This window comes from Micromonospora sp. WMMD975 (assembly GCF_029581215.1).
In the GTDB taxonomy this organism is placed as follows: domain Bacteria; phylum Actinomycetota; class Actinomycetes; order Mycobacteriales; family Micromonosporaceae; genus Micromonospora.
The window spans coordinates 6,443,809-6,456,361 of the sequence record NZ_CP120739.1 but is presented as its reverse complement, the minus strand read 5'-3'; the positions used below and the strand labels follow the sequence as shown (position 1 = coordinate 6,456,361).

Here is a 12,553-nt window from a genome sequence, read left to right as displayed (position 1 = left end):
GCCCACCTCGCACCTGATCCCTCGCCACGCCCCCGCACCGTAGGCGGCGATCTTCGACAGGTGCATCGTCAGGGCACCGGCCGCCTCGGTGCCGATGTACGCCGCCCGCGTCAGCCCGTAGCGAGGAAGAAGGGCGCCGTCAACGGCCCCACCGAACCCAGCAGCGCCGAGCTCAGCCCAGATGCGGCGCCCACCGCGGCGAACCACAGCCGCACCCGCACCCCGCCCGGCAGGCTCTTGTCGCCGGCCAGGCGTTTCAGCAGGCGCAGCAGGTCCGGCAGCAGCCGCAGCATCTCACCGAGGTCTGGGCGCGCATGGCGCCGCCCGGCCGACAGCAACGCCGCGATCAGCGCCAGCCACACCACGAGCATACCGACGGTGGCACCCACGGCGATCTTCCACACGGCGTCCATCAGATGCCAACTGTAGGGCGCCGGGTGGGTGCAGCAGCTCGGCGGTGGCTGCGCCGGCAGCCATGCCGGTGGGTCCCCGCGAGACCCGATTTTCGCGCCAACCCTTCATCGCAGCGGCTTGAATGGCTAGGTGCGGGTTGACCGGGACAGGCGGGACTGGCGCATCGGCAGCGCCGCCGACGTGGGTTGGATCGCCGGTCACACCACTGCCGGTGTCTCGATCACCACCGCCATCCCGCCGATCTTCGACGCCTACGCCACCACGTACCAGGCCGACGACGTCACCGCCGCCGCCTACGAGCGGGCCCTGGTCGAGGTTCTCCTCACGCACACCCCCGACCAGCCCTGGTGGCTGGCCTATCTCGACACCGGCGCCCACGACGTCGTCCTTCCCCACGCCCCGCGGGTGTTCCTCTACTGGAACTGGCCGTACGTGCTGGTCGAGGCCGGACCCGAGGCGGCCCTCACCTGGCGCGCCGGCGGTCACATGCGCCACGCGCACGGCGCGCTACCCGACCTGTTCTTCCCCGCCGACCGGTCATGGCTGGTCTCCGCCCTCTGGGACGACACCTGGACCTGTGTCGGTGGCCCGGAACAACTGATCGACAGTCTCGAACGCGACCCGGTGGCCAACGCCCGCCGGGTCCGACCCGACGAGGACGCGCTGCCACCGGGGCTGACCCGCGAGTGACAGATTCCGCCGCGAGGGTGCCGATCACGACCACGGGACAGGCCGCCGCCGATCCCTCGCGCGTCCGGCCGCCGTGTCGGCTCTCCTGAGTAGGGTGGGAGGCTGTCCGCGCCCGGTGGGAGGTAGATGATGACGGCGCAGCCATCCCGACCGACGTTCGGGCTGGACGATTTCGCGCTCGACGACCGGATGCGACTGTTCGGTTACGTGACGGCGGAGAACCGGTTCGCCTACCTGTGGTTGCTGCGGGCGTTCGATTCGGCCCGGTCCAGTTACCACGTGGTGCTGCACACCTCCGACGTGGCCGCGGCGCTGGCGACGGTGCACGAGGCGGACGCGGACTGCCCGGATCCGGCGGGGCTGGAGTTGCCGCGGCTGCTCGACGCCCTGGTGGAGTGGGGGGTGCTCGACCGGGGGCAGGACGGTTCCCGGGCCACCACGCTCGCGGAGTACCGCAACCGGCACTCGGTGTACCAGTTCACCGAGGCCGGATACCGGGCGCACCGGGCGGTGGAGGCGGTGTTGTCGGCGAGCATGGCCGACTCGACGCTGTCCCGGCTGGTCTTCGCCGACCTCCTGGCTGACCTCGACGCGCTCGCGGTGGCCAACGAGGCCGGGGACGCCGAGGAGGTCTACCGCAAGTTCAACCGGCTGGACCGGGCGTTGGCCGACATCGCCGAGCGGGCGGCGCGTTTCTACCACATGCTTGGTGACCTGGGGCGGACCAACGACGTGCGGCCGGAGGTGTTCCTCGCGCACAAGGACGCCCTGCTGGCTCACCTGCGGGACTTCCACGACGAGTTGCAGCGCTACACGCCTCGGCTGCGCGCGGCGGTGCACGAGGTCGAGGCGACCGGCCTGGACCGGCTGATCGAGGCCGCCGCCGAGGCCGACGAGCGGCTGTTCCACACCCCGGTGCAGCGGTTGGAGGACTGGCGGCGGCGCTGGGCGGGGCTGCGGTCCTGGTTGGCGCCGCCGGGCCCGGAGCAACCAAGCGAGGCGGACCGGTTGTCGGACGCCACCATCGCCGCGATCGGTGATGTCCTGGCTCTGCTGCGCCGGGTCACCGAGGCGCGGCGCGGTGGGGTGAGCCGGGAGTCGCAGTTGCGGCACCTGGCCGCCTGGTTCACCCGGACCGGCACGCAGGAGGGCGCGCACGCCCTGTTCGATGTCGTGTTCGGCCTCGGCGCGCCGCGCCATGTCGGGGTGGCGCACCCGGATCCGGAGGCGATCGCGAGCCGGCTGTCGTGGTGGGAAGCGCCGGCGGTGGAGCTGTCCCGCACCCTGGTGACCACCGGCCGGGCACCGGGTCAGGGCCGGGGGCGGCCGGCCCGGCTGGACCGGGTCGACGAGCGGCGGCACCGGTTGCGCGGCGATCAGCTCGCCCGGGAGCGCCGGTGGGCCGACGCGGCGACGGCGCTGGCCGCCGAGGGCGTGGACGACCACCGGTTGGACGGGTCGCAGACCCAGGTCCTGCTGCGCCTGCTGGACATCGCGCTGGCTGCCCGGGTGGGTGGCCGGGCCGGGGTGCCGCTGGCGGCCGCCGCGCACGGCGTCCGGCTGACCCTCACCCCGACGCCGGGCCGGTTCACCACGGTGCGCACCGCCGAGGGCCGGCTGCATCTGGACGGGTACGCGTTGACGGTCACCGCAGCGCAGCACACCGCGGTCCGCCGTCCCGACCTGGTGCCGGCGTGACCGTGGAGGCCGGCGCGCCGCGACCGGCGGCGCACCGGGTCGCCGTCGACGTCCCGGAGTTCGAGTTGGCGGACTACCAGCGGGCGGTCCGGCTGGTCCTGCGTCACCCGCTGATCACGGCGACCTGGCCCGACGAGCGGGCGTTGCCCCGGGTACGGCGGTTCTCCGCCACCCTGCGCCGGGATCTCGCCGAGGCGTTCGGGTACCGGCTGGAGCTGCACGGTGCCACGGCCCGGCTGGTCCGCACGAAGGACCGGCTCGACGGCAGCCAGCCGGCGGTGTCGCGCACCGGGCGGCCGTTCGACCGGCAGCGCTACGCGTACCTGTCGTTGTGCCTGGCGGTGTTGGGTCGGGCCGGGATCCAGATCACTCTCAGCGAGTTGGCCGACTCGGTGGCCGCGGACGCCAACCGGATCTCCGGCCTGGGGTTGGATCCGGACCACGGCCCGGACCGGCGGGCGTTCGTGGACGCGGTCGGCTGGCTGGAGGAGCGGGGTGTGCTGCGGCTGGCCGACGGCTCCAGCGCCGCCTGGGCGAGTGACCCGGGGGCCGGGGGCCGGGGAGGCGTTGTACGACGTGGCGCGGGACGTGGTGTTCGCGCTGTTCCGGCCGCCCCGGGTGCTCCAGCACGTCGAGTCGGTGTCGGCGCTGCTGGGCCGGGCGGTGGGCAGCAGCGGCAATGCCGAGCGACGGCAGGCGGCCCAGGCGGCCCGGCGGGCGGTGGTGGAGTCGCCTGTCGTCTACCACGCCGATGTCGAGCCGGCGGTCGCCAACCATCTGCGCGGCTCGGCGCTCGCCACCGACCTGGCCCGGCTGACCGGGCTGCGGGTGGAACGGCGGGCGGAGGGCGTGCTGCTGGTGGACACCGCCGGGTTCACCGGGGAGCGGTTCCCGGGCACCGGCTCGGTGGCGCAGGCCGCGGTGTTGCTGGGGGTGGAGATGGCCGACCGGGTGGCGGATCCCGACGGCCGTCGGGTCAAGCGGCTGGCTCCGCCCGACGGTCAGGCCCGGCAGCAGGCGCTGTCGGGCCATATCGACGCCGGGCTGCCCACGGCCACCCTGATCCGCCTGGATGACGCCGGTCCGGGCGAGCCGTGGACCGCCGAGGACCGGGGTGACCACGACGAGGCCGACGGCGCCGGCCGGTTGCCGTTCATCACCGACAGTTTCCTGCGCACCGCCGTCGGGGAGATCCTTCAGCGGTACGGGACCGCGTTCGGCGCCCAGTGGCACGCCGACCCGGAGCGGCTGCGGGTCGAGGCGGTCGCGCTGCTGGAGCGGTTCGGCGCGGTCACCGCCGTGCCGGGCGGGGTGGTCGTCCGGCCGCTGGTCGGCCGCTATCGCCACACCGTCGCCACGGTCAAGCCCCGCGCCGCCACCGAAACCCTGTTCTGAGGTAGTCGATCGTGATCGAGCAACGTACCGTCCGCCGGTTCGCCCCCACCCGGGCCGGGATCATCAACCTGTGGGACTACCGGGACGAGGAGTTCAGCTTCGTCGACGGGTGGCTGGTGCTGCGCGGGCCCAACGGGTCCGGCAAGACCAAGGCGCTGGAGGTGCTGTTCCCGTTCGTCCTCGACGGGCGGATCGAACCGCGCCGGCTCAATCCGTTCGCCAGCGAGGACCGGACGATGAAGTCGAACCTGCTCTACCGGGGGCAGGAGGTCACCCACGCGTACGTGTGGATGGAGTTCGGCGACGGTGAGCAGCACGTGACCGTCGGCATCGGGTTGCGGGCGCACCGGCACGTCGACCGGGTCACCCGCTGGCACTTCGTGGTCGACGGCCGGGTGGGGGTGGACTTCTCCCTGCTGGACGCCGACGACCGGCCGCTGACCCGCCGCGACCTGATCGACCGGCTGGGCGCCGACGCGGTGCGGGACTCCGCGGAGGACTACCGCCAGCTCGTCGACGCCCGGCTGTTCGGCCTCGGCCCGGCCCGCTACGAGCAGTTGCTGGATCTGGTGCTGACCCTGCGCAAGCCGCAGTTGGCCAAGGACCTGAACCCGGTCGAGCTGTCCCGCACGCTGCAACGGGGACTGCGTCCGGTCGAGGACCACCTGCTGGTGGAGGCAGCCCGCTCGTTCGACGACATGGAGGCGGTCGCCCGTACCCTCGAAGGGCTGGTGGCGGCGGACGGCGCCACGGTCGCGTTCCTGACGGTCTACTCGACCTACCTGCGCACCCACGCGCGGGCCGCCGCCGACGCCCTGACCGCCCGCCGCGACGCGGTCGCCACCCGGTCGACCGCACTCGACGACGCCCGTGGCGCGGCCGACGCGGCGGCGAAGGCGGAGTCCGCGGCGGATGCGGGGCTACGGGCTGTCGAGGGCGAGCCCGGACGGCTCCGCGCCCACCTGGACAGCCTGAAGTCCTCGGCGGCATACCAGTCCCACGAGCAGCTCGCCGACCTGCAACGGCACGTGCACGACCTGGCCGAGGCGGCCGGGCGGGCCGACGAGGCCGTCGTCGCCGAGGAGAGCGCGGCGGCTCGGCGGCGTACCGAATCGGAACGGGCCACGGTCGCGGCCCGGGACACGCGGGCGGCGGCCGACCGGCTCGCCGCCGATCTGCTGCTCGACGCCGAGGCGGCCGGGGTCGTGTGGGGCGCCGACGACGCCGGCGCGGACGACCTGGCGGCCCGGATGACCGCGCGGGCCGCCGCCCGCCGCGACGACGTGCGCGCCGTCCGCGCGCAGGTGGCGCGGCACGACCAGGCCGACCGGGACCATTCCCGCGCCGCCGCCGACGCGGCCGGCGCCACGGCCGCCGCCGCGGACGCCGAGCAGGCGGAGCGGCGCGCCGAGGACGCCGTCACGCAGGCCCGCGCCGGGCTGCGCGACCAGCTCGATCAGTGGGCGCGGAGCAACGCCGGGCTGCTGGCCGACGTCGCGCGCCCGGACCTGGCCGCCGCGCTGGTTGCCGCCGTGGACACCACCGGCGAGCCGGGCGCACGGACCTTGCGCGAGGTGTACGCCGAGGCCACGGCCAGCGCGGTGGCCCAGCGGCGGGACCGGCTCGCGGCGTTGGCGGCGCAGCGCGCGGCGCTTGCCGACCGGCGGGCGGAGGTGGCCGCCGAGCGGGACCGGATCGCCGCCGAGCACGACGACGCGCCACCCGTCCCGGTGACCCGGCCGGCGCCGCGCGCCGGGCGTCCCGGCGCGCCGCTGTGGCGGTTGGTCCGGTTCGCCGACGCGGTGACCGGCGCGGACGCGGCGGCCGTCGAGGCGGCACTGCACGCGGCCGGGCTGCTGGACGCCTGGCTGCACCCCGACCCGGGGACGGCGACGACCGCGCTGGCCGGCGACGACCTCGACGGCTACCTGCTGCCGCTGCCGCCGCACCGGCGGCCCACCGGGGCCACCCTCGCCGACGTGCTGGCCCCCGAGGTGCAGGACGACGTGCCCGCCGCGCGGATCACCGAGGTGCTCACGTCGGTGGCGCTGGCCGACGTGACCACGTCCGACGCCTCGCCGGTCACCGTCGGCGTGGACGGCCGGTACGCCCAGGGCATCGCCGCCGGCCGGTTCGCCAAGACCTCCTGCGAGTACATCGGCGCGACCGCCCGGGCCACCCGACGCGCCGTCCGGGTCGCCGAGTGCGAGCGGGTGCTCACCGCCGTCGACGCCGACCTCGACACGGTGGACCGCGACCGCGCGTCAGTCGAATCGCTGTTGGCGGCGGTGGACGCCGCCGCCGCGCAACTCCCGGCCCTCGCGCCGGTCCACGCGGCGCTGCGCGAGCTGGACCGGGCCGCCGCGACGCTGCGCGCCCGGCAGGAGGCCAGCGAGGTCGCCGCCGCCCGCCTCGACCAGGCCCTGGCCGAGCAGGCCGCCGCCGCGGCCGCGCTGCGGCGGAGCGCGGCCGAGCGGTCGCTGCCGGTCGACCGGCTCGACGACACCGCCGAGGCGCTGAGCCGCTTCGAGAAGCGTGGGGTACGCCTGGAGGGCGCGCGGACGGCCGCCGCGCGCGCCGCCGAGCAGGAGGACCAGGCCCGGCAGCGGCACGACGAGGCGGTCGACCGGGTCTCCGGCGCGGCGGAGACCGCACGCACCGCCCGCGCACGGCACCAGGAGAAGGCGGAGGCGTACCGGACGTTGCGCGACAGCGTGGGCGCCGACGCGGAACGGGTGCTGGCCGACGTGGCCCGGACCGCCGACGCGATCGTGGAGGCGGAGCAGTCCGTCGAGCGGGCCCGCACCGCTCTCGGCACCGCCCGGGAGCGGCGGGTCGCCGCGCTGACCCGGGTGGAGCTGGGTGAGCAGGCCCTGGTCGGGGCCGTCGCCGAGGCGCAGCACGACGCCCACCGGCTGCGCCCGTACGCCCAACCGGACCTGCTGGGCCTGCTGCGCTGCCCCACCGACCTGCGCTGGCCGGCGCAGACCCCGGACGACGAGCTGCATCCGCGGGTGGCGGCCCTGCACGAGGCGATCCTCGCCGCCACCCGGGAGCTGAGCCCCACCGAGACCTCGCTGAAGCAGAGCGCCACCCGGCTCACCAGCGCGCTCACCGAGCTACAGGCGCAACTTCCCGCCGCCGGTCTCGACCACCGGCCTGAGTGGGACACCGACGACGGGGTGATCGTGGTCCGGGTCGCCGACGAGCAGGGCCTCACCCCCGTCGCCCACTTCGCCGACCGGATCGCCCGCGAACGTCGCGACCAGGAGCAACTGCTTACCGACTCCGAGCAGCGGGTGCTTGAGGACGCCCTGCTCGGGCAGCTCGCCCGGCAGATCCACCACCGGACCATCGAGGCCCGCGACCTGGTGGCGGCAATGGACAGCCAGATGCGCGCCCGGCGCATGTCCTCGGGGCTCACCGTCGGTGTCGGCTGGCGGCTCGCCGACGACCTCGACGCCGAGCAACGCGACGTGTGCAAGCTCCTCGAACGCGACCCGGCCCGGCTCGGTCCGGCCCAGCTCACCACCATGCGCCGGCACTTCGCCGCGCGGATCAAGACGGCGCGGGCCGCCGCGCCCGAACGGCCGTACCGGGAACTGCTCGGTGACGTCCTCGACTACCGGCAGTGGCGGACGTTCGCGTTCACCCTGCACCGGCCCGGCGGCGGCACGGAGGCGCTGACCCGGGCCCGGCACAGCCAGCTCTCCGGTGGTGAACAGTCGGTTTCCCTGCACCTGCCGCTGTTCGCCGCCGCCAACGCGCTGTTCGGCTCGGCGCGACCCGACGCACCCCGGTTGCTCGGCCTCGACGAGGCGTTCGCCGGCGTGGACGACACCGGCCGGGGCGAGCTGATGGCGCTGGCGAAACAGTTCGACCTGGACCTGTTCATGACCGGCTACGACCTCTGGGCCACCCATCCGGCGGTCAGCGGCGCCGCCCACTACGACCTGTCGCACTCCGCCGTGGAGCACGCCGTGTCCACCGTGCTGCTGGTCTGGGACGGCACCACCAACATCGCCGACTTCGACGGCACCCTGGCCCGTGCGCTCGGCTCCCCGGAGACCCGCCGCGCCCCCGGCGGCCCGGGCGATACCGACCGGGCCGGCGTCCTGCTCGACCTCACGGACTGATGACCGTCGGGCGCGGCGAGCAGCCGCCGGACCGCTCCGCCGCGCACCCGTCGCCGGCGCCGACCGGGCGGCACCGGCCGGGAAGTCCGGCGGATCTCGTCGATCAGCCCGGCTGGCGTCGGTTGCTGACGGCCGCCCGGCGCAGCCTGGAACGCACCGGCGGCCGGCTCGACGCCACCGTGACGCTCGCCGCCCCCACCGACGACGAACGCCTGGTGGTCATCGGCATCACCGGCACCCACCGCTCCGCCGCGGCGGCCCGCCTCAGCGTCCGGCTCAGCGACCTGGACGAGCACCTGCACGCCGCGTACGGAGTCGGCCTGGTCGACGTGCTCACCACGACGGCCCCGCTGCGCGACCGGCCGTCCGACCGCAGACGCGAGGCGGTGGCCCGCGACGCCGTCCTCGCCGTGGCCGACGACGGCCGGCACGCCGGCACCGCCTGGTACGCCGAATGGCTCGACGGCCTGCGCCGCGACGGCACCCTGACCCGCGTCGTCCGCACCGGACTGCCGTTCGGGGACGTGATCCGCGTCCTGGACGCGCTGCCCGCAGCCGACGAGCCGATACCGGTCTTCGCCGACCGGGTGCTGGCGGACACGAAGGCCCTCACCGACGGGCCGCTGCGCGGGCTCGTCCTCCGTGCCGTCGCCACCTGGCAGCAGGCGGCGCTCCCGGTCGACGGTGAGCGGGAACGGGCGCTGTGGGAATCGGTCGGTCTGGTCCCGGACGACCTGGCCAGCCAGGTGCTGGTGCTCAACGTACCGGCCAGCGGCGGGCTGGTCGGGCGGTGGCTGACCGAGGCCGCGCGGGCCGGCGTGCCGATCCGGGTCACCCTGCACCAACTACGCCTGGCACCGCTGGCCCTGACCTGCGATGAGGTCCGCGTCTGCGAGAACCCCGCCGTGTTGCGCGCGGCCACCGCCGTGCTCGGCGCCCAGGCCCCGCCGCTGATCTGCACCGAAGGGGTGCCGTCGGTCGCCGTGCACACGCTGCTGCGCGCCGCTCCGGCAGCGGTGATCCGCTGGCGCAACGACTTCGACTGGACCGGCGTACGACTGACGGGGGCCGCTCTTCAGCGGTATCCGGGCGCGGTCCCGTGGCGGATGACCGCGGCTGACTACCTGCCGGCGGCGGGCACCGGCACGGCACTGCTCGGCGCGCCCGCCCGGACGCCGTGGGACGAGTCGCTGGGCGAGTCGATGCGGCGTACCGGGCGAGCGGTGATGGAGGAACGGCTGCTCGACCGGCTCATCGCCGACCTACGGGCGGCCGGAGCCAGGTGACGGCTCCGCGACGATGTCGCCGTCCTGACCCAGAGGTAGCGGCGACGAACGCCAGGAGGCTCAGGTTGAGGTGATCGGAAGTCGGCCGGAGCCCATCGGGGCGAGTCCGAGGTCACCGAGGGTGACCGCACCCCGTTCCGCGTGGGCGCCGCCTGCGAGCACCAGGGTTCTCGCGCACTGGTATCGGCAGCCGGCGGTGTCGAACGCGTCGGCCGCGGCGAGCAGCGCCTGGTGGTCGCCGTCGAGCAGGGCTTCGGCTCGTTGCACCATGGCTTCGGCGACGGGGTTGCGGGCCACGACGGTCCGGGCTCCGGCCAGGTGGGCGCGGGCGCTCGGACTCCCGGCGAGCACCGCGGCCTCGGCGCGTAGCGCGACGTACCAGTGGAGCCACACCCACGTGACCGATTTCCACACCTCGCCGGGATCGGGCGCCATCCGAGCCAGCGCCTCCGCAGCCTCCCCCCGGTGCAGCAGGAGCATCGCGTCGAAGACCGCGCCGTAGCCGTAGATCTGTTCCGGCGACGTGCCGAGCTGATCCAGGACCCCGGTCCAGACGTGTCGCGCCTCCCGGTCGTCGCGGAGCCCGTGGATCATCGCGACGCCGGCCGCCGCGGGACCGAGGACCGACCTGGCGGGGCGTCCGGCCCGTTGCCACGCGTCGAGGAAACGCGCACTTTCGGTGAGCACCTGGTCGGTGTTGCCCGCGAGCGCGTCGGCCACGAGTAGCCAACTCGTGGCGCGGTGGCCGACCTCCGCGAGCAGCGCATGGTCGGCGATCTGCCGTGCCCACCGGCAGGCGGCCGGTAGGTCTCCCGCGCCGAGGCTGGCCTCGGCTGCGTTGCCGAGGGCGTCGAGCAGTTCGTGGGTGCTGGCCGGGGTGGCCGGCAGGGGTGAGAGCAGCGCGACCCGTCGTCGCGCCGTGGCTGCGCTGGCGAAGGTGTCGCCGGCCCAGCACTGGGCGCCGGTGAGCGCGTCGAGCGCGGCGGACTCGGCGAGCGGGTCGTGTGTGCGGCGCGCGAGTTCGACCGCCCGCTCGGCGCGGGCGATCGTTTCGGGTACGTCGTTGTCGGGTGGGCCCTGCGCGGCACCGAACGCGTCGGTGAGCACCCCGGCCTCGGCCAGTGCCACCGCGGCCCGGGCGGCCCGGTCGTCGCCTGCCAGCTCCCGCGCCTCGGCGATGAGAGCGATCGCCTCCTGCGGTGGCGGGAGCTGTGCGAACTTGCTCCAGAACCGGTAGGAGCTGGTGGCGGCGGTCGCCAGGTCGGCGGCGGCCCCGGCGGCGTCTCCCGCCCGGCGGGCGGCCCGAGCGGCCGCCCGCTGGAGGCGGTACATGTCCTCGCCGCGCATACGGCATCCAGCCACGGCTGCGGCCTGCCGGAGCATCGCCGCCTCGGCGGTGGGCTCTGCGGCGAGCTCGGCCGCCTGCTCGTAACGCAGCTGAGACTCACCGACCAGGGTACGGACGAAGGTCATCTCGGCCAGGTGACGGGCGAGGCGACAGGCGTCCGGGCGCTGCTCCGGGCGGTCGACTGCCCACGACAGGGCGGCGCGGAGGTCGTCCGCCACCGAATCGAACCGGGCTCGCCAGTCCGTTCGCACCACGGCCAGGTCAGCGGCCTTGCCCAGGCACCAGCGAAGGTGCCGGGAGCGGGAGTCGGTCAACTCACCGGCCTCGGCGAGCCGTTCCGTCCCGTACTGGCGGATGGTCTCCGGCACCCGGTACTCGGTCCCGCCGGGGACGGCGTTCACCGTCAGCAGGCTCTGTTCGGCGAGCCGGGCCAGTCCGTCGGCGACGATGCCCTCCTCCGCCCCGGCGACCTCCGCCGCCGCCGGGGCGGTGAACGGCGCCACGAAGACCGACACCCGGCGCAGCAGCGTCCGGTCGGCCGGCTCCAACAGGGTGTGACTCCAGTCCAGCGTCGCCCGCACCGATCGGTGCCGGTCGTCGGCCCGGGCGCCACCGGTGAGCATCCGCAGCGGATGGGACAGGGCGGCGGTGATCCCGTCCAGCCCCAGCATGGGATACCGCGCGGCGGCCAGCTCGATCGACAGCGCCATCCCGTCCAGCCGCTCACAGATCGCGGCGACCTGGTTGCGCAGCGGAGGATCCAGTGGCCAGCCCACCGCCGCCGCCCGCTGCACGAACAGCGCGACCGCGTCCGATTCGCCGTCGACGGCCAGCGACAACGGCGGCACCGCGTACACCCGCTCGAAGGGCACCATCAGCCGGGCCCGGCTGGTCACCAGCACCGTCACTCCGGGGCACGCCGCCAACAGCCGTTCCAGAAACAGCGCCACCCCGTCCAGCACGTGTTCACAGTTGTCGAGCACCAGCAGCGCGTGATGATCGGCCAGGGCGGCGACGACGGACTCGCTCATGTCCCGGCCGGGCTGCTCACCCAGGCCCAGCGCGACGCCCACCGCGGCGGCGATCATGCCGGAGTCGGCGACTGGGACCAGGTCGACGAACCACACGCCGTCAGGATGATCGCCGCCGGCCTGCGAGGCCACCGCCAGCGCGAGCCGGGTCTTACCCACTCCTCCGGGGCCGACCGCGCTCACCTGGCGGTGATCCCGGATCAGCTCGGTCAGCTCGGCGCGTTCGCGCACCCGCCCCACGAACGGGGTCAGCGGGACCGGTAGGACCGGCGTCTGCGGGGCGGCGCCTCTGCCGGCCAGTTCCGGCACCCGCTGCGCGAGCGCCCGGCGATCCGTGACCTCCAGCTTGCGCAGCAGCGAGGAGACGTGCGTCTCGACGGTACGCACCGAAATGAAGAGTCGCGCTCCGATCTCGGCGTTGCTGAGGTGGTCTCCGACCAGCGCAAGCACCTCGGCTTCCCGGGGGGAGACGTCCACCATCACCCCATTCTGTCGCACGTCTCCGTGTGCCGGTTCCGTGGTCGACTCCGTGGCCGGCACGGATCCGGGCGGGAC

At 74.8% G+C, this 12,553-nt stretch carries 7 protein-coding genes and 1 pseudogene; 6 read left to right on the top strand and 2 right to left on the bottom strand.

Going from position 1 to position 12,553, the window contains the following annotated elements; all coding sequences use genetic code 11:
* Positions 1-110 precede the first annotated feature (110 nt).
* Positions 111-413 (bottom strand): hypothetical protein, encoded by a 303-nt coding sequence (locus O7613_RS29070; protein ID WP_281585158.1) that lies wholly within the window; start codon positions 411-413, stop codon positions 111-113.
* Positions 414-543: 130 nt separating this feature from the next.
* Between O7613_RS29070 and O7613_RS29065 the strand changes: the two genes are divergently transcribed.
* The 6 genes and pseudogenes from O7613_RS29065 to O7613_RS29040 all read left to right on the top strand — a co-directional run bounded on the left by O7613_RS29065 (position 544) and on the right by O7613_RS29040 (position 9,619).
* Complete coding sequence (locus O7613_RS29065) at positions 544-1,104, top strand: hypothetical protein (protein WP_282291058.1); 561 nt, start codon at positions 544-546, stop codon at positions 1,102-1,104.
* Positions 1,105-1,233: 129 nt separating this feature from the next.
* Entirely contained in the window at positions 1,234-2,802 is a 1,569-nt protein-coding gene (locus tag O7613_RS29060; RefSeq protein WP_282291057.1) for a TIGR02677 family protein, read from the top strand.
* Positions 2,799-3,293, top strand: a pseudogene (locus O7613_RS29055) (DUF2398 family protein); the annotation flags it as partial. The gene O7613_RS29060 and the pseudogene O7613_RS29055, both read left to right, overlap by 4 nt.
* Before the next feature lie 46 nt (positions 3,294-3,339).
* Complete coding sequence (locus O7613_RS29050) at positions 3,340-4,197, top strand: DUF2398 family protein (protein WP_282291055.1); 858 nt, start codon at positions 3,340-3,342, stop codon at positions 4,195-4,197.
* Between the two features lie 11 nt (positions 4,198-4,208).
* Positions 4,209-8,333: a TIGR02680 family protein gene (locus O7613_RS29045; protein WP_282291053.1), complete on the top strand. Its 4,125-nt coding sequence runs from the start codon at positions 4,209-4,211 to the stop codon at positions 8,331-8,333.
* Positions 8,333-9,619, top strand: a complete 1,287-nt coding sequence (locus tag O7613_RS29040) for a TIGR02679 family protein (RefSeq protein ID WP_282291051.1) — start codon at positions 8,333-8,335, stop codon at positions 9,617-9,619. The genes O7613_RS29045 and O7613_RS29040 overlap by 1 nt, the downstream gene beginning before the upstream one ends.
* A gap of 60 nt (positions 9,620-9,679) precedes the next feature.
* Here the strand turns inward: O7613_RS29040 and O7613_RS29035 are convergent, their stop codons facing one another.
* Positions 9,680-12,478, bottom strand: coding sequence for a LuxR C-terminal-related transcriptional regulator (locus O7613_RS29035; protein WP_282291048.1), 2,799 nt, complete (start codon positions 12,476-12,478; stop codon positions 9,680-9,682).
* Between the last annotated feature and the right edge of the window lie 75 nt (positions 12,479-12,553).

Excerpts from the sequence above, each read along its gene's own strand:
- O7613_RS29035 (WP_282291048.1), bottom strand. The coding sequence starts at position 12,478 with ATGGTGGACGTCTCCCCCCGGGAAGCCGAGGTGCTTGCGCTGGTCGGA.
- O7613_RS29070 (WP_281585158.1), bottom strand. The coding sequence starts at position 413 with ATGGACGCCGTGTGGAAGATCGCCGTGGGTGCCACCGTCGGTATGCTC.
- O7613_RS29060 (WP_282291057.1), top strand. The coding sequence starts at position 1,234 with ATGACGGCGCAGCCATCCCGACCGACGTTCGGGCTGGACGATTTCGCG.
- O7613_RS29040 (WP_282291051.1), top strand. The coding sequence starts at position 8,333 with ATGACCGTCGGGCGCGGCGAGCAGCCGCCGGACCGCTCCGCCGCGCAC.